Raw genomic sequence first — 21095 nt, 5'->3', positions numbered from 1 at the left:
CGTACGACAGGACCCTCCGCCCTTGACCTGGCCAGCCGCCCTGCTGCCCGGTGCCGCTGTACGCGTGTTGCGTACGGCGGCCGGACGGCGTGCGCTGCAACTGGCCCTGCTGGTGGGTGGCTTGGTCGTGCTCGGTTTGTTCTGCGGCGAACAGGCGCAGGCGGCCGAGGGGGCAACGCCGGTGGTTTCAGCGCCACCGGTGACCCCTGTGCCGTCGGTGGGCTCGGCGACTTCGGTGACTTCGGTGACCGCCGGGCAGGTCGTACGAGTCGTACGATCCGTCGGCGCCGAGGTGCCGCGCCCGGTCGGTGACCTCGCCGGCACGGTGACCCGGGACCTGGACGAGGCCCGGGCGAAGGCCCCGTCGTTGCCGGCGCTGCCCACCGTGCCCGCCCCGCCGAAGCCGCCGGCGCAGCCCTCGCTGCCTTCGCTGCCCTCGCCGGTCGTCGACCCGCCGGTGCCGCAGCAGCCGGGCGGCCTGGAGGTGTCGTCGCCGGGAACCGCGTCCGGCGGCCACGAGGGTGCGAAGACCCGTGCGGTTCCCCGTGTCGGAGTCCGGACCGGACACCGTGCGACGGTGACCGCGTCCTTCGGTCCGCGGATCACGACCGGCGTCGGCGTGCCGTTCACGCGGGTGCCCGTCGACGGCCACCGCGCCGTGGACCGGGCCGGAACTCCCTCGCGTCCCGCGCCCGGCGGGGACCCGGGCGGGGTGCTCGCCAACCGGGCGGCGGTCGACAGCGGCACGCCACGCCATGCCGACGCGCACGCCGTCACCCCGGACCACCTGGCACCACCGCGACTGACACCCGGCGTCACGTCGCGCGTCGACGCGTCCGGGACCCGGGACAGGTACCGGGACGTTCCCGTCTTCCCCGGCTAGGGCTCTCCTCCCCGAGGCAGAAACGGCCATTTCTCCGGCCGTGGACCTGCCGCGCGGGGGCGGAACAGGTCTGCCCGCCCGTCCGGACATCCCTGCGTTCTCCGGACGGCAAGCCGCTCAAGACGTCCCGGAATTCTGAAGGAACTGACGCACGCATGAACAAGAACATCCGCCGCTCCATCGTCATAGCCGCCGGTGTCACCGGCGCATGGGCACTCGGCTCTGCTGTCGCCAGCGCCGACGAACTGCCCGCCTCGCCCCTCTCGGCACCCGACACAGCGCCCGACACTGCGGGCACCGCGGCCGGGGCGCAGACGAAGCTCACCACGACCGCCGAAGTCCCGGCAGCGACGGCCGCGAAGGTCAGGGGCGCCCAGGCCGTCCAGGGCGCCCGCGCGGCCCGCGCGGCGAAGGCGGCCACCACCACCGCCCGCATCACGGACCGGACGGCCGAGAAGGCCGCCGCGAACACCTCTCCGCAGGGAGAGATCGACTACCTCTTCGGCCCCCTCTCCACCTTCGCCCCCGAGCTGGAGAACGCGCTGACCGCCTCCCGGGCCACGCTCACCCCGGTCGTCGACGAGACGGCCACCGCCGTCGCGCCGCCGGTGGCCGGTACGGCCCTGGACGGGGCGTTGCCGGTCGCCGGGCACGCCGTGACGGGGGCGGGGCCCGTCGCCGGGCACGCGGTCGCCGGGGCCGTGCCGACCGCAACGGGCACGGTGGACGGCGTCAGGCCGCTGGCCGGCGGTGCGGTGGCCGGGGTGACGCCCCTCGCCGACCACGCCGTGGCCGCCGCGACAGGGGCGGCGTACGGCGTCGTGGCGGACGTCCAGCCGGTCGCGGGCGGCGTCGCCGGGGGTGTCCGGCCCGTCGCCGCAGACACCGTCACCAGGGTGCGGGGGGTCGCCTCCGACGCCGCTGTGGACGTGCCGTCGTACGCCACCGGGGTCGTCGCCGACGTACCGCCGTACGCGACCGGGCTCGTCGGGCGGACCGCCCACGGGACCACGGACGCGGTGCTGCCGCCCGTCGCGAACACCGCCGTGCGCGGGGTCGTGCCGGTCGCCGGGCAGGCCGTCGCGGACGCGGGGGCTCTCGCGTACGGGGTCACGGGTGACGTCCAGCCCTTCGCGGGCGGGGTCGCCGGGGCCGTGCCGCCGCTCGCGCAGGGCGTCGTGGATGAGGTGCCGCCGTTCGCCGACGGGGTGACCGGGGCGGTCCGGCCGGTCGTCGACACCGTCGCGCGGACCGTCCGGCCGGTCACCGGCAGCACCGCGACGCTGGCGTACGGAGTGACGGGCGAGGCCGGCTCCTTCGGCCGGCAGGTCGCCGGGCAGGTGCCGCCGTTCGCGCAGGACCTCACCGGCACCGCCCGCACCGCCGCCGGCCCGCTCGCCTGGCACGCGGTCCATGGCGTGACGGGTGTGGCCGAGTCGGCCACACCTGCGTATGTCCATGACACGGGGTACACGCACAACGTGCAGAACCCGCACACCGTTCACGACGGGCACACGTACGGCGTCTGAGCCGGCCCGTCCCGACCGACTCCGTGAGGCTGAACGGCCTGGACGGCCGAATGCCGTCGGCCCGTCCGACCGACAGTTCACGGACCCGGGGCGGTTGGTCCCCATTGGGGTGGGGATCAGCCGCCCGCGGCCCTCGAGGGCCATTTCAGAGGCCTCACCGGGTCAACCCCAGCCCGGTGAGGCCCCGCCCCGCGGCACGCCGTGCCGCACAACCCGGCATCATGTGACAGGTATCACCGCTCAGGTGTGACCGCCGATTTAGAGGCCCCCCGCAAGCAGAGATAACCTGCGAGACGGACATGCCGCGCGCTCGGACACCGTGTGCGCTTCCCTTGTGACTCAGGCGGACGTCACGTTGCCCTTCGCGGCACGCCCACGCATCCAACGAACCGCGAGATCACTGATAGGGACGGAAGCGCGTGGACCTGTTCGAGTACCAGGCGAGGGACCTCTTCGCCAAGCACGATGTACCGGTGCTGGCCGGTGAAGTCATCGACACGCCTGAGGCGGCGCGCGCGATCACCGAGCGTCTGGGCGGCAAGTCCGTCGTCAAGGCGCAGGTGAAGGTCGGTGGCCGCGGCAAGGCCGGTGGCGTCAAGCTGGCCGCCTCCGCGGACGAGGCCGTCGCCCGCGCGACGGACATCCTCGGCATGGACATCAAGGGCCACACGGTCCACAAGGTCATGATCGCCGAGACCGCCCCGGAGATCGTCGAGGAGTACTACGTCTCCTTCCTCCTCGACCGTGCCAACCGCACCTTCCTCTCCATCGCCTCCGTCGAGGGCGGCATGGAGATCGAGGAGGTGGCGGCCACCCGTCCGGAGGCCGTCGCGAAGATCGCGATCGACGCCATCGACGGTGTGGACGAGGCCAAGGCCCGCGAGATCGTCGAGGCCGCCAAGTTCCCGGCCGAGGTCGCGGACAAGGTCGTCAACGTCCTGATCAAGCTGTGGGACACCTTCATCAAGTCGGACGCCCTCCTCGTCGAGGTCAACCCGCTGGCGAAGGTCGCCTCCGGCGAGGTCATCGCCCTCGACGGCAAGGTGTCGCTGGACGAGAACGCCGAGTTCCGTCACCCCGAGTACGAGGAGCTCCACGACAAGGACGCGGCCAACCCACTCGAGGCCGCCGCCAAGGAGAAGAACCTCAACTACGTCAAGCTCGACGGCGAGGTCGGCATCATCGGCAACGGCGCGGGACTCGTGATGAGCACCCTGGACGTCGTCGCGTACGCCGGTGAGAAGCACGGCAACGTCAAGCCGGCCAACTTCCTGGACATCGGCGGTGGCGCCTCCGCCCAGGTCATGGCCAACGGCCTGGAGATCATCCTCGGCGACCCGGACGTCAAGTCCGTCTTCGTCAACGTCTTCGGCGGCATCACCGCCTGCGACGAGGTCGCCAACGGCATCGTCCAGGCCCTGAAGCTCCTCGAGGACCGCGGCGAGAACGTCTCCAAGCCGCTCGTCGTCCGCCTCGACGGCAACAACGCCGAGCTGGGCCGGCAGATCCTCACGGACGCCAACCACCCGCTGGTGCAGCGCGTCGACACCATGGACGGCGCGGCGGACAAGGCCGCCGAGCTGGCCCACGCCGCCAAGTAAGCACTCAGGACGAGGACACCAACACACCATGGCTATCTGGCTCAACAAGGACAGCAAGGTCATCGTCCAGGGCATGACCGGCGCCACGGGCATGAAGCACACCAAGCTCATGCTCGGTGACGGCACCCAGGTCGTGGGCGGCGTGAACCCGCGCAAGGCGGGGCAGACCGTGGACTTCGACGGCACCGAGGTACCCGTCTTCGGCACCGTCAAGGAGGCCATCGACAAGACCGGCGCCAACGTCTCCGTCATCTTCGTGCCGGAGAAGTTCACCAAGGACGCGGTCGTCGAGGCCATCGACGCCGAGATCCCGCTGGCCGTCGTGATCACCGAGGGCATCGCCGTGCACGACACGGCGTCCTTCTGGGCGTACGCCGGCAAGAAGGGCAACAAGACCCGGATCATCGGCCCGAACTGCCCCGGCATCATCACCCCGGGCCAGTCGAACGTCGGCATCATCCCGGGCGACATCACCAAGCCGGGCCGCATCGGTCTGGTCTCGAAGTCCGGCACGCTGACGTACCAGATGATGTACGAGCTGCGGGACATCGGCTTCTCGACGGCCGTCGGCATCGGTGGTGACCCGATCATCGGCACCACGCACATCGACGCCCTCGCCGCGTTCCAGGCCGACCCCGACACCGACCTGATCGTGATGATCGGTGAGATCGGTGGCGACGCCGAGGAGCGTGCCGCGGCCTTCATCAAGGAGAACGTGACCAAGCCGGTCGTCGGCTACGTCGCGGGCTTCACCGCGCCCGAGGGCAAGACCATGGGCCACGCCGGCGCCATCGTCTCCGGTTCGTCCGGCACCGCCCAGGCGAAGAAGGAGGCCCTGGAGGCCGCGGGCGTCAAGGTCGGCAAGACCCCGACCGAGACGGCGAAGCTGGCCCGGGAGATCCTGGCCGGCTGAGGTATGTGAGCTGAGCGTCGGTGGGCCCGTTCCCCGGGTGGGGCGGGCCCACCGGCATTTCGCTCACCGGCGCCGGCCGGGTGCCTCCCCCACTCTCGGCTTCGCTCGACCGGGGGGACCCCCACCGCCCACCCGTGCCGCCCCGGGGGTTCCCCCAGGTCCTTAAGACACTGGGGGAGGCACGACCGCCCGCAGCGAGGTCGCTCACCGCGGCAACGGGACCACCCGTTCCGGGCCCCTCGCCGCCTCCTGGTGGAGCTTGGTCCGTAGGGCCAGTTCCTGGTCGGACAGCGGGCCGAGGGCCGCCCGTGGTGGTACGCCCCGTACCGCCTGGGCGGGGCCCGGGGGTTTCTCGTAGTGGGTCGGGGCCGTCCGCAGGGTGAGGGTCGTGGCGCCGACGACCGAGGCCGTGAGGGCGATCGCGGCCCGGGTCCAGCGGCGGGCCCGGAGCTCGCCGACCGACCGCACCGCCTTCGGTCCGGCCGCCTCCAGCCGGTCGGTCGAGGCGAGTTCGGCCAGGCGCCGGTGCAGCAGATCGCAGTCCGCCAGCTCGGGGACCCGCGCGGCCACCGCGGCCCGTGCGTGCATCAGCCGGCGGGCCGCCGCCGGTGTGCTGGCCTCCGTCTCCGCCGCGGTCTCCGGCAGGTCGAGGCCCACACCGTCGTACAGCAGGAGTGTGCGGCGGTAGGCCGGAGGAAGCGTCAGCAGGGCGTGCAGCAGGGCCTGGTCGGCGGAGTCGGCCGGGGGCGGATCGGGACGGCGGAGCAGCCGGAAGCGGTGCCAGGGGGAGAGCGCGCACTCGTACGCGACGGCCCGCACCCAGCCCGCCGGGTCCCGGTCCCGGGCCACCTCCGGCCAGCGCTGCCAGGCGAGCTCGAAGGCACGCTCCACAGCGGCACGGGCCGACTCGCGCCGCCCGGTGAGCAGGTAGGTCTGCCGTACGAGGGCCGGGGCGCAGAACTCGTACAGCGCGTCGAAAGCCTGAGCGGGCGTCAGGGAGGCCTCGGCCTGACGGGGCGTCACCGGGCAGTCCTCCGGTAGAAAAAACACATAAACATATATTGAGCGACACTTCGGTGGTTCGCCTGTTACGCCGGGAAAGCGCGTGTCGTTGGGAGCATGGCGATGTGACGCAGATGACCGCTCGCCGACCGTCGTTGTCGCTTTTGTTCACCCGCTTGCTCACCGGCCTGCTCACCCGGCTGCGTGACCGCTCGCCAGGACTGGCCGGGAGCCTTCTGGGCGGCGCGGTCGCGGCCGGGCTCGGTCTCGGCTGCTTCGCCGTGCTGGTCATGGTGCTGTGGGTCAGCTCCCCCTACCCCGACAGCGGGCCGGGCGGAGCTCTGCACGTCGCCGCCGCGCTCTGGCTGCTGGCGCACGGCGTCCAACTGGTCCGCACCGAGACGCTCACCGGCGTTCCCGCGCCCGTCGGCGTCACCCCGTTGCTGCTCCTGGCGCTGCCGCTCTGGCTGCTGTACCGGGCGGCACGGGACGCCACCGACGCGCCGGACGACCCCGACGGCCCGCCGCCGGTCGACGCGTGCACGGCGTGGACGGGCGTCGTCATCGGCTACCTCGGTGTCGGCGCCGGCGCGGCGCTGTACGCCTCCGGCGGTGCGCTGCGGCCCGAGTGGGGGCGGGTGGCGGTGTGTCTGCCGCTCGTTGCGCTGGTCGGGGCCGGGGTGGGGGTGTGGACGGCGTACGGCCGTCCGCGCGAGCCGGTGCTGGGTGTGCTGGCGCTGCTGCCGGGGTTCCTGCGCCGCCGGGCCCTGGCGCCGGGCGGGCGGGCCGCGCTCGGGGCGGCCGTGCGGGCGGCGCTGGCCGGGACGGCGGCGCTCCTCGGCGGCGGGGCGCTGCTGCTCGGGGTGTCACTGGTGGAGCACGGGGCGGCGGCCCGCGCCTCCTTCCTGCAGTTGACGGAGGGCTGGACGGGACGGTTCGCCGTGCTGCTGCTGTGCGCCGCGCTGATCCCGAACGCGGCGGTGTGGACGGTGGCGTACGCCCTCGGCACCGGATTCGCGCTCGGCGCCGGGCACCAGGTCGATCCGTTCGCCGCCGATCCGGCACCGCTGCTGCCGCCGTTCCCGCTGCTGGCGGCGGTGCCGCACGCGGCCCTCGCGACGCCGTGGCGGTGGGCCGCCCTGGTGGTCCCGGTCACGGCCGGGGTGACGGTCGCCTGCTGCGCGGCGCGGCCCGGACGGCGAGGGGCGCGCTGGTCGCCCTGGCGGGCGGCCGGGACGGCACTGCTGGCGGCCCTGCTGTGCGGGGGGGCCTTCGCCCTGCTGGCGGAGCTCGCGGGCGGCCCGCTCGGGGTGGCGGCGCTGTCCCGGTTCGGGCCGGTGTGGTGGCAGGTCGGCAGTGTGGTGCCCGCCTGGGTCGGGGCGGTGGCGGTGCCGGTCTCGGTGGTGGTGCGGTGGTGGGGCGGGCGGTCCTCGCGGGCCAGGACGGAACGAGCCACCGAGCCCCGGGAGCAGGCACCGCGGAAGCGGGACGAGGCACCGCGGCTCAGGGAGCGGGCATCGGCGCCGACGCCCGGGACGTCCGTGTACGACAGCGCCCTGGACGCCTACGACGTACTGCCGGCCGTGCCGGGCGAGGCACCGGCCGCGACCGCCCTGCCGGCATCCTCCGCCCCGCCGACCGAGCCGGCGGCTCCCCCGGAAGAGCTCATGCGACCGGACGAGGAGTGACCTTGGGAGATCCGGCCCTCAGCCGCTTTCCCCCAGCAGCCCCCGCAGCTCCTGCGGCAGCAACTGCTTGCACGACTGCTGGGCCTCGCTGGTGAGGGAGTCGTTCACACACGTGTAGTAGTCGCTGTAGACGAGCTGGGCGGTGAAGGTGGCCGCCACGAGCGCCAGGGCCAGCGAGCCGGTGACCAGGCCGCTGACCGCCGCGGTGGTCTGGGGACGGCCGGTGGGCTCCGGCGCCGGGGTGTTCGGGTCGGGCCTGCGGGGCTTGGCCCGCAGTGCGCTGATGCCCCAGTGGAGCGCGAGGGCGCCGAGCAGCAGGGCCACGTACGGCCAGCTGAAGAGGGCGAAGAAGAAGGCCCACATGCCGCACAGCAGCGCGTAGCGCGCATGGCGCTGGGCCGGGTCGGTGGGGTCCCAGCGGAGATTGGGGGGCGGGCCGCCGCCCGGGCCCTCGGGGCCGCCGCCCGGCCGCTCACCGAAACCGCCGGAGGAGCGGCCGGGCTGGCGGTCGCTCCACTGACTGCCCCACGGGGAGTGGCCCTCGCCGCCGGAGTCCTGGCCGCCCTGAGAGCCCCCGGAACCCGAGGGGCGGCGGGGCTGCCACGGCCGGTCCGGTGTGCCCTCCGGCGGTGGGGCGAAGGGGTTGTCGTCGGCCGGCGTGCCCTCCTGGCCGTCGCCGTCCGGCCGGCCCGAGGGCGCGTCGGGCGGTGAGGCGGGCCGCTCCCGCAGCACGGCACCCCGCTCCCTGCCCTGCTCCGGCTGCGGGGGGAACGTGAGGAGTCGCAGACTGCGGTCCGGCATCAAATGAGCGTCTTCCCCTAGGTGAGATACGGCTGTCCGAATGGGCTGTCATGGGCTGTCTGTGAAGGCAACGCGTCGCGCGACGGCCGCGTTCCCGACCAGTTCCCCCCAGACGCTACCTTCCGGCCACGCCCCCGTCCCGTGGGGGCCGTCCCAGGTGCCGGTATCGTTGCTGGCGGTCGGCTGCTTCGTAGACTTCCCCGTATCGGGGGGCGTGAAGCATTCGTAGGAATACACAGGCCGCCCGCACGAACCCGCTTCCCCGAGAAAGGGCCCCACCGTGGCCGCCAAGCCCGTGGCCAAGCGCCTCGTCGTGCTGGTCTCCGGATCCGGCACCAATCTCCAGGCGCTCCTTGACGAGATCGACCGCGTCGGCCCCGAGGCCTACGGCGCCGAGGTCGTGGCCGTCGGTGCGGACCGGGAGGGCGTCGAAGGGCTCGCCCGCGCCGAACGCGCCGGGCTCCCCACCTTCGTCTGCAAGGTCAAGGACCACGCGGACCGGGCGCAGTGGGACCTGGCCCTCACCGAGGCCGTCGCCGCGCACCGGCCCGACCTCGTCGTCTCCGCAGGGTTCATGAAGATCGTGGGGAAGGAGTTCCTCGCGCGGTACGGCGGGCGGTTCGTGAACACCCATCCCGCCCTGCTGCCCAGCTTTCCGGGAGCCCACGGCGTGCGCGACGCGCTCGCGTACGGCGCCAAGGTCACCGGCTGCACCGTCCACTTCGTCGACGACGGCGTCGACACCGGACCGATCATCGCGCAGGGCGTGGTGGAGGTCCGCGACGAGGACGACGAGAGCGCTCTGCACGAGCGCATCAAAGAAGTCGAGCGAAGACTGCTCGTCGAGGTCGTGGGGCGGATCGCCCGCAACGGCTATCGGATCGAGGGACGAAAGGTAGTTATCCAGTGACCGCCGAGAGCAACAAGCGGCCCCTGCGCAGGGCGCTCGTCAGCGTCTACGACAAGACCGGTCTGGAGGAGCTCGCCCGCGGGCTGCACGAGGCCGGTGTCGAGCTGGTCTCGACCGGTTCCACCGCCGCCCGCATCGCCGGCGCCGGCGTCCCCGTCACCAAGGTCGAGGAGCTCACCGGCTTCCCCGAGTGCCTGGACGGCCGGGTCAAGACGCTGCACCCCAGGGTGCACGCGGGCATCCTCGCCGACCTGCGCCTCGACAGCCACCGCGAGCAGCTCGCCGAGCTGGGGGTGGAGCCGTTCGACCTCGTCGTCGTCAACCTCTACCCGTTCCGCGAGACCGTCGCCTCGGGCGCCGCGCCCGACGAGTGCGTGGAGCAGATCGACATCGGCGGCCCCTCCATGGTCCGTGCCGCCGCGAAGAACCACCCGTCGGTCGCCGTGGTCACCAGCCCCGCCCGGTACGGGGACGTCCTCGCCGCGGCCACGGACGGCGGCTTCGACCTGGCCACCCGCAAGCGGCTGGCCGCCGAGGCCTTCCAGCACACGGCCGCCTACGACGTGGCGGTGGCGAGTTGGTTCGCCTCCTCGTACGCCCCGGTGGACGCCGCGGCCGACAGCGGCTCCGCCGCGGGGCAGTTCCCGGACTTCCTCGGTGCCACCTGGGAGCGCGCGCACACCCTGCGCTACGGCGAGAACCCGCACCAGCCCGCCGCCCTGTACGTCGACGCCGGCGGCACCGGCCTCGCGGTCGCCGAGCAGCTGCACGGCAAGGAGATGTCGTACAACAACTACACGGACACGGACGCCGCCCGCCGTGCCGCGTACGACCACGACGAGCCCTGCGTGGCCATCATCAAGCACGCCAACCCCTGCGGCATCGCGATCGGTGCCGACGTCGCCGAGGCGCACCGCAAGGCGCACGCCTGCGACCCGCTGTCCGCGTTCGGCGGCGTCATCGCCGTCAACCGGCCGGTCAGCAAGGAGATGGCCGAGCAGGTCGCGGAGATCTTCACCGAGGTCATCGTCGCCCCCGACTACGAGGAGGGCGCCCTGGAGGCGCTCACCAAGAAGAAGAACATCCGGGTGCTCAAGGCCCCCGGCGCACCGGCCAACCCCGTCGAGGTCAAGGCCATCGACGGCGGCGTGCTGCTCCAGGAGACGGACCGTCTCCAGGCCGACGGCGACGACCCGGCCAACTGGACGCTGGCGACGGGCGAGGCGCTCGACGCCGAGGAGCTGAGGGAGCTCGCCTTCGCCTGGAAGGCGTGCCGGGCCGTGAAGTCCAACGCCATCCTGCTCGCCAAGGACGGCGCCTCGGTCGGCGTCGGCATGGGACAGGTCAACCGGGTCGACTCCGCGAAGCTGGCCGTCGAGCGGGCCGGCGCCGAGCGCGCCCAGGGCTCGTACGCCGCCTCCGACGCGTTCTTCCCCTTCCCGGACGGCCTGGAGATCCTGACGGCGGCCGGCGTCAAGGCTGTGGTCCAGCCCGGCGGTTCGGTCCGCGACGAGCTGGTCGTGGAGGCCGCGCGGAAGGCGGGCGTGACGATGTACTTCACGGGCACGCGCCACTTCTTCCACTGACCTGCCCCTGACGCACCAGGGCCGTGTCCCCCCTCACCGGGTGGGACACGGCCCTTGGTGTGTGCCGGCGGGTTGCCGCGCTCAGAACTTCGGGCGGTTGAACCACGCCGAGGCCGCGCTGTTCACCATCGAGGCGAGGATGACGGCGCCGAACGCGAGGGAGACGACCCCGCCGAAGGTGCCCGAACCACCCGCGCCCTTCACGATGTTGACCAGGCTGCCGAGCAGCATCAGCGACGCGTACACGATCGTCGTGATGCGGATCCCGCTGCCGCCCTTCTTGAACTTCACGCCCAGGAAGATCGACAGAGTGCCCAGTGCCAGCATCAGCAGGGCGAACACGATGAGCAGACCGGTCGCCGTGCCGGTGTCGTCGCCCGTGCCGATGCCGTTGGAGCCGTCCTGGACGGCACCGGCCAGGATGCCGATGACGAGGCCGGCCAGGAACTGCAGGCCGGCCATGATGAACAGCAGCACCCGGGCGGTCTTGATCAGGCCCGGCATCTCCATCGGCGCGCCGTAGCCGTAGCCCTGGGGGACCGGCGGGGCGGTGGGGTAGCCGTAGCCGGGCTGGACGGGGGGAGCGGTCGGGTAGCCGTAGCCGGGCTGGCCCTGCGGCTGCTGCGGCGGGTAACCGGGCTGCTGACCCTGCGGCGGCGGGCCGTAGGGGTTGTTCGGGTCGCCGAAACTCATGGCGCTGTTTCCTCCGTTGCTCAAGTGCGGGGACGACGCGCGGCACGGTTCGGAGGAGAGTTTCTACAGATGCGGTCCGTCCCCCCGGTACTGCCCGCGGCACTGTGTACTCATCGTTCTTTAGCGGACTCTTACTTGTCCAGCCGCATTCGCGATGTGTTGTGCAAGTGCAACATCGTCGATCAAGGTCGGACATGGGCGGAGGTGACCGGAGCCGTACCCGGGGCCCCCGGATTGGAACAGGGTGGCGGTCATCCGCGAGGATGGGGTCATGACCGCCCAGATTCTCGATGGCAAGGCCACCGCAGCCGAGATCAAGTCCGAGCTGACCGCCCGCGTGGCGGCGCTGAAGGAGAAGGGCGTCACGCCCGGCCTCGGCACGATCCTGGTCGGGGACGACCCCGGCAGCCAGAAGTACGTCGCCGGCAAGCACCGGGACTGCGCCCAGGTCGGCATCGCCTCGATCCAGCGCGAACTGCCGGGCACGGCAACGCAGTCGGAGATCGAGGCGGTCGTCCGGGAGCTGAACGAGGACCCGGCGTGCACCGGCTACATCGTCCAGCTGCCGCTGCCCAAGGGCATCGACGAGAACCGCATCCTGGAGCTGATGGACCCGGGCAAGGACGCGGACGGACTGCACCCGATGAACCTCGGGCGTCTCGTACTCAACGAGCCGGCCCCGCTGCCCTGCACCCCCAACGGCATCCTCACCCTGCTGCGCCGCCACGGCGTGGAGATCAAGGGCGCCGAGGTCGTGGTCGTCGGCCGCGGTGTGACCATCGGCCGCCCGATGCCGCTGCTGCTCACCCGGCGCAGCGAGAACGCCACGGTGACCCAGTGCCACACGGGCACCCGTGACCTGTCGGCGCACCTGAGGCGGGCGGACATCGTCATCGCGGCCGCCGGAGTGGGCCATCTGATCCGGCCGGAGGACGTCAAGCCGGGCGCGGCCGTCCTCGACGTCGGCGTCTCCCGCAACGCCGAGGGGAAGATCGTCGGCGATGTGCACCCCGGGGTCGCCGAGGTGGCCGCCTGGATCTCCCCGAACCCGGGCGGCGTCGGCCCGATGACCCGTGCCCAGCTGCTCGTCAACGTGGTCGAGGCGGCGGAGCGCAGTGCCGGCTGAGGACACCCACGACACGCAGGACACGCAGGACACCCAGGACACGCAGGACACCCACGGCGCACCCGACAGCGTCGATGGCGCGGAGCCGACCGTCCGGGACGCGATCAGCGCGCCCGACGCCGAGGGGCACCCCAAACGGGTCACGCGCCGATTCCCCCTGTTCACCCGGGACACCGCGCGACCCGAGGGCGGCGGCCGGGCCGCCCCCCGGGACGCCCCGGCGCCCGCCCGGCAGTGGCCGATGCTCCTCGTGCTCTCGGTGGTCGCCGTCGGACTGCTGGTGACCGCGTTCGACGCGTTCCGGCTCGGCATGCTGCTGGCCGGCTCGGCCCTGCTCGTGGGCGCCGTACTGCGCTGGGTCCTGCCCGGCGTCGGCATGCTGGCGGTCCGCTCCCGCTTCACCGACATAGTCACCTACGGCGTGCTCGGCCTGGCGATCGTCCTCCTGGCGCTGATGGCCCAGCCCAAGCCGTTGCTGGAGATCCCCTTCCTGAAGGACACGCTGCACTTCACCCTCACCAACTAGGACGCCGACCAGGACACCGACCAGGGTGCAGCCCGGGCGTACGACGGTGCGCCGTGACGGACCGATGCATCCGTGCGCCCCCGGCCCGGGGACCGGGTTCCGGGGGCTTCGCATTCCCGTGGGTAGCCAGAACGGGGACTGGAGGGGGCCCGCGTCCGTGGGGCGACGCGGGACGAACGGCACCGACCGGGGAAGAGGGGGAACCGCGATGCCTCGTTGGAAAGCCTTGCCGGACGAGCTCGATCCGCAGGTGAAGGAGTTCGCCGGGCAGTTGCGGCGGCTCGTGGACCGCAGCGGACTGAGCATCGCGGCGCTGGCCGACCGCACGGGCTACAGCAAGACGTCCTGGGAGCGTTACCTGGGCGGCCGGCTCCTCGCGCCGAAGGGCGCGATCGTCGCCCTCGCCGAGGTCACCGGCGCCGATCCCGATCATCTGACCACCATGTGGGAGCTGGCCGAGCGCGCCTGGAGCCGTGCGGAGATGCGCCACGACATGACCATGGAGACGGCCCTGATCTCCCGGGCGCGAGCCGCGCTCGGCGACCTGGGCACGACCGTGGCGCATACGAGCGCGGGCGGCGACGGCACCGCGGCCCGTGTCCGTGGCGCGACCGTGCTCCCGGGCATCGCGGGCCCCGCGGGAGTGTCGCCCACGATCCCGCCGCAGCCGACGGCGCCGGACGCGGACGCGAGGGAAGCGGCCGGGAGCGGGCGCCCCTCCACCGGCAGGGCGGCACCGGGCCCGTACGGGGTGGACAACGGTGACCGTCCACGGCGACCCGACGGCCACGGCCCCGCGGAGGCCAGGCGGCGGCTGACGACGTTCCTCGCGGGCGCCGGCACCGTACTCGTCGTCATCGCGGCCGTCGTCCTCCTCGCCGGCACCGGCGCCCACGTGGAGGCCGGGGACGCGGCCGGCCCTTCCGCCCCGTCCGCCCCGTCGGTCACCGCCGAACGCCACCAGCCGGCGGATGTGCGGTGCGCCGGCGCCGACTGCGCCGGCAAGGACGCGGAGAGCATGGGCTGCAGCGGCGAGCACGTCACCACCGTCAGGACCGCCACCGTCGGCGGCACCGTCGTCGAGGTCCGCTACAGCGGGACCTGCCGGACGGCGTGGGGGCGGATCACCGGGGCCGCGCAGGGGGACGCGGTGCGGGTGAGCGCCGGGGCGCGGAAGGAGACCGGGGCCGTCACACGGGACGGGGACACGATCGCCTACACGCCGATGCTGGCCGTGCGGGACGCGGCCGGGGTGAAGGCCTGCGTGACGCTCGCCTCGGGGCGGCGAGCGTGCACGAAGTAGGGGGCGTCGGCAGCGGCGCGAAATCATTCGGGGCCGGCACGCATGGACGCCGGAATCCTGGGCAGGCGGACGGTACCCCCACGGGAGTTCGGACACGGTCCCCCGATCGGCGGCCGTCTCTGTTCCTCCTCTCCCGGACAGGCGGCCGCCTTTTCGGTTGCACCCGACGGCGGCCCGAACGCGGCACGGTGACCTGTGGGGTGGGCCACACGAGCCCCGGACGTTCGCCGTCCCGGATGCGCGATAGCCTGACCGCTGATCTCTCTTGATACCAAGAGATCGATCATTTGCACGTCCCACCCGGGGCAGGGACGCCCCACCGCCAGCTGTCATACGGAGAACGCCATGACCCGCACTCCCGTGAACGTCACCGTCACCGGCGCGGCCGGCCAGATCGGTTACGCCCTGCTCTTCCGCATCGCCTCCGGCCAGCTGCTCGGCGCGGACGTGCCGGTCCGCCTGCGTCTGCTGGAGATCACCCCGGCGCTGAAGGCCGCCGAGGGCACGGCGATGGAGCTGGACGACTGCGCGTTCCCGCTCCTGCAGGGCATCGACATCACGGACGACCCGAACGTGGCCTTCGACGGCACCAACGTGGCTCTGCTCGTCGGCGCCCGGCCCCGCACCAAGGGCATGGAGCGCGGTGACCTCCTCGAGGCCAACGGCGGCATCTTCAAGCCGCAGGGCAAGGCCATCAACGACCACGCCGCCGACGACATCAAGGTCCTGGTCGTCGGCAACCCCGCCAACACCAACGCGCTGATCGCGCAGGCCGCCGCCCCGGACGTACCGGCGGAGCGTTTCACCGCGATGACCCGCCTCGACCACAACCGCGCGCTGACCCAGCTCGCGAAGAAGACGGGCACCACGGTCGCCGACATCAGGCGCCTGACCATCTGGGGCAACCACTCCGCCACCCAGTACCCGGACATCTTCCACGCCACGGTCGCCGGCAAGAACGCCGCCGAGGTCGTGAACGACGAGAAGTGGCTGGCCGAGGACTTCATCCCGACCGTCGCCAAGCGCGGTGCCGCGATCATCGAGGCCCGTGGCGCCTCGTCGGCCGCCTCCGCCGCCAACGCCGCCATCGACCACGTCCACACCTGGGTCAACGGCACCGCGGAGGGCGACTGGACCTCCATGGGCATCCCGTCGGACGGCTCCTACGGCGTCCCCGAGGGCCTGATCTCCTCCTTCCCCGTCACCACCAAGGACGGCAAGTACGAGATCGTCCAGGGCCTGGACATCAACGAGTTCTCCCGCGCCCGTATCGACGCCTCCGTCAAGGAGCTCGAGGAGGAGCGCGAGGCGGTCCGCGGCCTCGGCCTCATCTGAGCCACGCGCCTTCCCGTACGGGCCCTCTTCCGGTTCCTCCGGAAGAGGGCCCGCGCCCGTTCCAGCCTGCATCCGGGAGAGCCGGAAAAAAATCTTGGACGGCGATGTCGAGAACCCGTGACCGGCTCCGTCCCCGGGGTGAACGCGACCACAATGGGTCGTACCGGCACCGAGGAGAACCACATGGCCAAGTACCTCCTGCTCAAGCACTACCGCGGCGCTCCGGCAGCGGTCAACGACGTGCCCATGGACCAGTGGACGCCGGAGGAGATCTCGGCGCACGTGCAGTACATGAACGACTTCGCGGCCCGGCTGGAGAAGACCGGCGAGTTCGTCGGCGGTCAGGCGCTCGCGCCCGAGGGGGCGTGGGTCAGGTACGACGGTGAGGGGCGCCCGCCGGTCACCGACGGCCCGTTCGCCGAGACCAAGGACCTCATCGCCGGCTGGATGGTGATCGACGTCGACAGCTACGAGCGCGCCGTAGAGCTGGCCGGGGAACTGTCGGCCGCCCCCGGGGCGGGGGGGAAGCCGATCCACGAGTGGCTGGAGGTGCGCCCGTTCCTGACCGCGACGCCCGCCGTCACGGAGTGCCCTCATTGATGAACGAGGCCCTGCTGCGCAGCCTCACCCCGAGCGTGCTCGCCGTTCTCGTCCGCCGCGGAGCCGACTTCGCGGCGGCCGAGGACGCCGTGCAGGACGCGCTGGCCGAGGCGGTCCGCGTCTGGCCCGCCGACCCGCCGCGGGACGCGAAGGGCTGGCTGGTCACCGTGGCCTGGCGCAGGTTCCTCGACCAGGCCCGGGCGGACGCCGCCCGCCGCCGGCGCGAGGACCTCGTCTACCGGGAACCGGCGCCCGGGCCCGGGACCGCGGTGGACGACACGCTCCAGCTCTACTTCCTGTGCGCCCACCCGTCGCTGACGCCGTCGTCCGCGGTCGCGCTCACCCTGCGCGCCGTCGGCGGGCTCACCACCCGCCAGATCGCCCAGGCCTACCTGGTGCCCGAGGCGACCATGGCGCAGCGGATCAGCCGGGCCAAGCGCACGGTCTCCGGTGTGCGGTTCGACCGGCCCGGCGACGTCGCCACCGCTCTCCGTGTCCTCTACCTGGTCTTCAACGAGGGCTACTCCGGCGACGTCGACCTCGCCGCCGAGGCCATCCGGCTCACCCGGCAGCTCGCGGCCGCCATCGACCACCCCGAGGTGGCGGGGCTGCTCGCCCTCATGCTGCTCCACCATGCCCGGCGTGCCACCCGGACCGCGCCCGACGGCAGCCTGGTACCGCTCGCCGAGCAGGACCGCGGCCGGTGGGACACCGACGCCATCTCCGAGGGCGTCGCGATCCTGCAGGCGGCCCTCGCCCGCGACCGGCTGGGCGAGTTCCAGGCCCAGGCCGCCATCGCGGCCCTCCACGCCGACGCGCCCACCGCCGAGGAGACCGACTGGGTGCAGATCGTCGAGTGGTACGACGAGCTCTCGCGGCTGACCGACAACCCCGTCGTCCGGCTCAACCGCGCGGTGGCCGTCGGCGAGGCCGACGGGCCGCGGGCCGGGCTGGCGGCACTCGCGGCGCTGGACGAGTCACTGCCCCGCCACGCAGCGGTGGCGGCCTACCTCCACGAGCGCGACGGTGACCTGGTGACGGCGGCACGGCTGTACGCCGAGGCGGCCCACAAGGCGTCCAACCTCGCCGAGCGCCGGCACCTGACGCGCCAGGCCGCCCGGCTCAACGCCCGCCGACGTCGCTGACGGACCATGCCCGGACCTCCCCACGGCCCCGGGGCCCCTGTGACGGCTCCGGCAGGTCACCCGCCCCGGTTCCCCGCGGCGTCGAGCAGCCGCTGCCCGAACTCGCGGGCCGCTTCCCGCAGTTCCCGCGATCCGATGACACGGAACGGTGCCCGCAGTGCGGTCAACTGCCGGACGTACCAGTCGGGTTCGTCGGTCGTGGCCAGCAGCCGGGTGGTGTGCGCGTCGAGCGGCTCCAGACGGCCGAGGCTGCGCGGCAGCCAGCGGGAGACCTGGTCGGCGGGGGCCTCGACGACCACCTCCACCTCGTGCTTCCAGCCCTGGGACAGGTGCTCCTCCAGTGCCCGCAGCGGGTCCAGACCGTCCGGCGGGGTGAAGAGGGCGTCCAGGGGGGTGACTTCGGTGATCCGGTCCACTCGCAGGACCCGCCGGGCGTCCAATGCGTGGAGCCGGCACAGCAGGTACCAGCGGCCGTGGTGGACCACCACCGCCCACGGGTCCACCTCCATCTCCCGCACCCCGTCCGTGCCCCGGCGGTACCCGAGCCGCAGACGGCGCCGGTCCGCGCAGGACTGGACGAGGGCGGCCGTGGTGGCGGGGTCGGGGGCCGTGGTGTGGGGGGCGCCGCCCCGGGTGGCCACCGTGCGGACCGCAGCGACGGGCCGGGCGACCGGTTCCGGGAGCACCCGCAGGATCTTGCCCAGTGCGGCGCCCGCCGGCGCGGCCGGGTCCGCCGCGTCGTGGTGCCCGTCGAGCACCGCCATGACCAGGCCGAGCGCCTCGTCCGCGGTGAACATCAGTGGCGGCAGTCTGAGCCCCCGGCCCACCCGGTAGCCGCCGTGCGGGCCCCGCACCGACTCCACCGGGATCCCGGCCTCCCGCAAGATGCCGACGTACCGGCGGGCGGCCCGCTCGGAGACCCGGAGGCGTTCGGCGAGACGGATGGCGGTGATGCCGGGGCTGCTCTGGAGGAGCTCCAGGGCGAGGAGCGCGCGGGCGGTGGGGCTCTCGTCGTGCGCCATCGAAGACCCCTCGTACCCGGGCCGTATTCCGGCAGCCGATCGTCCGGAACCGACCGTAGCGTGACCGCCATGGACAACGCATCGGTTCCGCACGAGCCCAACGCATCGGTTCCGCACGAGCCCCCGGTCGCGGGCAACGAGATCGACACCCTGACCGGCGCACTGGAGCGCCAGCGCAGGACGTTCGCCTGGAAGTGCGAAGGCCTGGACGCGGCCGGCCTCGCCACGAGACTCCCGCCCTCCTCGATGACCCTCGGGGGGCTGCTCAAGCACCTGGCCCTGGTCGAGGACGAGTACCTCACCCGGCGGCTGCTGGGGCGGGAGCTGCCGGCGCCGTGGGACACGGTGGACTGGGACGCCGACCCGGACTGGGAGTGGCGCTCCGCCGCCTCCGACACCCCCGAGCAGTTGTACGGGCTCTGGCGGGACGCGGTGGGGCGGTCCCGGGCGCACGTCCGGGAGGCGGTCGCCGAGGGCGGCGCCGGTCATGTGGCCGCGTACACCACCCGTAGCGGTGAGTCGCCCCTGCTGCGCCGTCTGCTGACCGACATGATCGAGGAGTACGCCCGCCACCTCGGTCACGCCGACCTGATCCGCGAGTCGGTCGACGGACGGGTGGGGGAGGACCCGCCGGCCGGCTTCTGACACCCGCCAACACTCTTCCTGACACCTCCCAACACCCTTCCCGATCTTCCTTTTTTCCCGTTTTGCCCACAACTCAAGTGACGCGGCGCACTTTCGGCCACCGATTGCGCATGCAATCCGGAGGTCCGGGCAGGCGGACACGGTCCCCGAGAGTGACACCTGTGTGACACACGGGAGCTGAACAGGAACGGAAGGCAACAGCGAACATGGCGAAGAGAGCCGTACAACAGGCGCGGGCGACCATCCACGCCGGCGGCGAATGGCTGGAAGCGGTCTCCGGCGCGACCCGCGAGATCCTCGACCCCGCGGACGCGCAGCCCTTCGCCGTGGTCGCGGAGGGTGACGAGAAGGACGCGGAAGCGGCGGTGGCCGCGGCCCGCCGCGCCTTCGACGAGGGGGAGTGGCCGCGTACACCGGTCACCGAACGCGCGGCCCTGCTGCGCCGGGTGGCCGACCTGCTCGTGCGCGACCGCGAGGAACTCGGCCTGCTGGAGAGCCGGGACGCGGGCAAGACCGTCGAGGAGGGCCGCGTCGACATCGACTGCGTCGCCGACGCCTTCCGCTACTTCGCCGACCTGGTGGCCGGCGAGGCCCCCGGCCGGGTCGTCGACGCCGGCTCGCCCGACATCCACAGCGTCGTCGTGCACGAGCCCGTCGGGGTCTGCGCGCTGATCACCCCCTGGAACTACCCCCTCCTGCAGGCGAGCTGGAAGGTCGCCCCGGCGCTCGCGGCCGGCAACACCTTCGTGATCAAGCCCAGCGAGATAACCCCGCTGACCACCATCGCCCTGATCGAACTGCTGGTGGAGGCCGGGCTCCCGGCCGGTGTGGCCAACATCGTCACCGGCCCCGGCCACACCGTCGGCGCCCGCCTCGCCGAGCACCCCGACGTCGACCTGGTCTCCTTCACCGGCGGTCTGGTCAGCGGCACCAAGGTCGCCCAGGCCGCCGCCCCCACCGTCAAGAAGGTCGCCCTCGAACTCGGCGGCAAGAACCCCAACGTCGTCTTCGCCGACGCCTGCGCCACCGACGAGGGCTTCGACACGGCCGTCGACCAGGCCCTCAACGCCGCCTTCATCCACAGCGGCCAGGTCTGCTCGGCGGGCGGCCGGCTCATCGTCGAGGAGTCCGTCCGCGACCGCTTCGTCGCCGAACTCGCCCGCCGCGCCGAGAAGATCCGCCTCGGCCGGGGCACCGAGGACGGCGTGGAGTGCGGCCCCCTTGTCTCCGAGCAGCAGCGCGCCAAGGTCGAGGCGTACGTCGAATCCGCCCTCTCCGAGGGCGCGGTGCTGCGCTCCGGCGGCAAGCGGCCCCGGCCCGACGACATCCGGCCCGAGTCCGGGTACTTCTACGAGCCGACCGTCCTCGACCGCTGTCACCGCGAGATGAAGGTCGTCCGGGAGGAGGTCTTCGGCCCGGTCCTCACCGTCGAGACCTTCCGCACCGAGGACGAGGCCGTCTACCTCGCCAACGACACCGAGTACGGCCTCGCGGGCGCCGTCTGGACCGCCGACGCGGGCCGCGCCCGGCGCGTCGCCGGACGGCTGCGGCACGGCACCGTCTGGATCAACGACTTCCACCCCTATCTGCCGCAGGCGGAGTGGGGCGGCTTCGGCAAGAGCGGCGTGGGACGCGAACTGGGCCCCGCCGGACTCGCCGAGTACCGCGAGACCAAGCACATCTACCAGAACCTGGCACCCCGGCCGGTGCGCTGGTTCGCGGGCTGACCTCCCGCTTTCCCCCCGCCGGGCCCCCGCGACCCCGACCGCACGCAGACCCACGGCACC

The 21095-nt window shown here is 72.9% G+C and carries 19 protein-coding genes; 15 read left to right on the top strand and 4 right to left on the bottom strand.

Annotated elements, in window-relative coordinates; all coding sequences use genetic code 11:
* Positions 1 to 22: 22 nt before the first annotated feature.
* The 4 genes from ACFYZQ_RS21630 to sucD all read left to right on the top strand — a co-directional run bounded on the left by ACFYZQ_RS21630 (position 23) and on the right by sucD (position 4926).
* Positions 23 to 883: a hypothetical protein gene (locus tag ACFYZQ_RS21630; RefSeq protein WP_389150026.1), complete on the top strand. Its 861-nt coding sequence runs from the start codon at positions 23 to 25 to the stop codon at positions 881 to 883.
* Positions 884 to 1038: 155 nt separating this feature from the next.
* Positions 1039 to 2412 (top strand): hypothetical protein, encoded by a 1374-nt coding sequence (locus ACFYZQ_RS21625; RefSeq protein WP_389150023.1) that lies wholly within the window; start codon positions 1039 to 1041, stop codon positions 2410 to 2412.
* Between the two features lie 419 nt (positions 2413 to 2831).
* A complete protein-coding gene (gene sucC / locus ACFYZQ_RS21620) occupies positions 2832 to 4013 on the top strand; it encodes an ADP-forming succinate--CoA ligase subunit beta (protein ID WP_389150020.1) in 1182 nt (393 codons plus the stop codon).
* 28 nt (positions 4014 to 4041) lie between these two features.
* A complete protein-coding gene (sucD, locus tag ACFYZQ_RS21615; protein ID WP_388791736.1) occupies positions 4042 to 4926 on the top strand; it encodes a succinate--CoA ligase subunit alpha in 885 nt (294 codons plus the stop codon).
* A 204-nt stretch (positions 4927 to 5130) separates the two neighbouring features.
* Here sucD and ACFYZQ_RS21610 read toward each other — a convergent pair whose 3' ends face one another.
* The gene (locus tag ACFYZQ_RS21610) at positions 5131 to 5976 is read right to left on the bottom strand and encodes an RNA polymerase sigma factor (protein ID WP_389150017.1); all 846 of its coding nucleotides are present in this window, start codon (positions 5974 to 5976) and stop codon (positions 5131 to 5133) included.
* A gap of 86 nt (positions 5977 to 6062) precedes the next feature.
* On the opposite strand from ACFYZQ_RS21610, the gene ACFYZQ_RS21605 reads away from it, so the two are divergent.
* Positions 6063 to 7616, top strand: coding sequence for a DUF6350 family protein (locus ACFYZQ_RS21605; protein WP_389150014.1), 1554 nt, complete (start codon positions 6063 to 6065; stop codon positions 7614 to 7616).
* Positions 7617 to 7634: 18 nt separating this feature from the next.
* On the opposite strand, the gene ACFYZQ_RS21600 is transcribed toward ACFYZQ_RS21605, so the two are convergent.
* Entirely contained in the window at positions 7635 to 8417 is a 783-nt protein-coding gene (locus tag ACFYZQ_RS21600) for a hypothetical protein (RefSeq protein WP_389150011.1), read from the bottom strand.
* A gap of 280 nt (positions 8418 to 8697) precedes the next feature.
* Here ACFYZQ_RS21600 and purN point away from each other — a divergent pair, with 280 nt between their 5' ends.
* Together purN and purH are read left to right on the top strand one after the other, a co-directional pair.
* A complete protein-coding gene (gene purN / locus ACFYZQ_RS21595) occupies positions 8698 to 9327 on the top strand; it encodes a phosphoribosylglycinamide formyltransferase (protein WP_389150008.1) in 630 nt (209 codons plus the stop codon).
* Positions 9324 to 10913, top strand: coding sequence for a bifunctional phosphoribosylaminoimidazolecarboxamide formyltransferase/IMP cyclohydrolase (purH, locus tag ACFYZQ_RS21590; protein WP_389150005.1), 1590 nt, complete (start codon positions 9324 to 9326; stop codon positions 10911 to 10913). The genes purN and purH overlap by 4 nt, the downstream gene beginning before the upstream one ends.
* An 81-nt stretch (positions 10914 to 10994) precedes the next feature.
* Here purH and ACFYZQ_RS21585 read toward each other — a convergent pair whose 3' ends face one another.
* Complete coding sequence (locus ACFYZQ_RS21585; protein ID WP_389150002.1) at positions 10995 to 11606, bottom strand: hypothetical protein; 612 nt, start codon at positions 11604 to 11606, stop codon at positions 10995 to 10997.
* Positions 11607 to 11877: 271 nt separating this feature from the next.
* On the opposite strand from ACFYZQ_RS21585, the gene ACFYZQ_RS21580 reads away from it, so the two are divergent.
* The 6 genes from ACFYZQ_RS21580 to ACFYZQ_RS21555 all read left to right on the top strand — a co-directional run bounded on the left by ACFYZQ_RS21580 (position 11878) and on the right by ACFYZQ_RS21555 (position 17641).
* Positions 11878 to 12732, top strand: coding sequence for a bifunctional methylenetetrahydrofolate dehydrogenase/methenyltetrahydrofolate cyclohydrolase (locus ACFYZQ_RS21580; protein ID WP_388791748.1), 855 nt, complete (start codon positions 11878 to 11880; stop codon positions 12730 to 12732).
* A gap of 103 nt (positions 12733 to 12835) precedes the next feature.
* A complete protein-coding gene (locus tag ACFYZQ_RS21575; RefSeq protein WP_389150417.1) occupies positions 12836 to 13258 on the top strand; it encodes a DUF3017 domain-containing protein in 423 nt (140 codons plus the stop codon).
* 208 nt (positions 13259 to 13466) lie between these two features.
* Positions 13467 to 14561: a helix-turn-helix domain-containing protein gene (locus ACFYZQ_RS21570; RefSeq protein WP_389150000.1), complete on the top strand. Its 1095-nt coding sequence runs from the start codon at positions 13467 to 13469 to the stop codon at positions 14559 to 14561.
* A gap of 345 nt (positions 14562 to 14906) precedes the next feature.
* Positions 14907 to 15896 (top strand): malate dehydrogenase, encoded by a 990-nt coding sequence (locus ACFYZQ_RS21565; protein WP_389149997.1) that lies wholly within the window; start codon positions 14907 to 14909, stop codon positions 15894 to 15896.
* A gap of 183 nt (positions 15897 to 16079) precedes the next feature.
* Positions 16080 to 16496 carry a YciI family protein gene (locus ACFYZQ_RS21560; RefSeq protein WP_389149994.1) on the top strand — a complete coding sequence of 139 codons (417 nt, stop codon included), beginning with the start codon at positions 16080 to 16082 and terminating at the stop codon, positions 16494 to 16496.
* Positions 16496 to 17641 (top strand): RNA polymerase sigma factor, encoded by a 1146-nt coding sequence (locus ACFYZQ_RS21555; protein WP_389149991.1) that lies wholly within the window; start codon positions 16496 to 16498, stop codon positions 17639 to 17641. The genes ACFYZQ_RS21560 and ACFYZQ_RS21555 overlap by 1 nt, the downstream gene beginning before the upstream one ends.
* A gap of 56 nt (positions 17642 to 17697) precedes the next feature.
* On the opposite strand, the gene ACFYZQ_RS21550 is transcribed toward ACFYZQ_RS21555, so the two are convergent.
* Entirely contained in the window at positions 17698 to 18663 is a 966-nt protein-coding gene (locus tag ACFYZQ_RS21550; protein WP_389149988.1) for a helix-turn-helix transcriptional regulator, read from the bottom strand.
* A 69-nt stretch (positions 18664 to 18732) separates the two neighbouring features.
* On the opposite strand from ACFYZQ_RS21550, the gene ACFYZQ_RS21545 reads away from it, so the two are divergent.
* Together ACFYZQ_RS21545 and ACFYZQ_RS21540 are read left to right on the top strand one after the other, a co-directional pair.
* The gene (locus tag ACFYZQ_RS21545; protein ID WP_389149986.1) at positions 18733 to 19308 is read left to right on the top strand and encodes a DinB family protein; all 576 of its coding nucleotides are present in this window, start codon (positions 18733 to 18735) and stop codon (positions 19306 to 19308) included.
* Positions 19309 to 19514: 206 nt separating this feature from the next.
* A complete protein-coding gene (locus ACFYZQ_RS21540) occupies positions 19515 to 21035 on the top strand; it encodes an aldehyde dehydrogenase family protein (RefSeq protein WP_389149983.1) in 1521 nt (506 codons plus the stop codon).
* Positions 21036 to 21095: the final 60 nt, after the last annotated feature.

Origin of the sequence: Streptomyces sp. NPDC001843 (genome assembly GCF_042891955.1) — a bacterium.
Lineage (GTDB): Bacteria > Actinomycetota > Actinomycetes > Streptomycetales > Streptomycetaceae > Streptomyces.
Note: the sequence above shows the minus strand (reverse complement) of the source record. Positions and strands in the feature narration are given on the sequence as shown.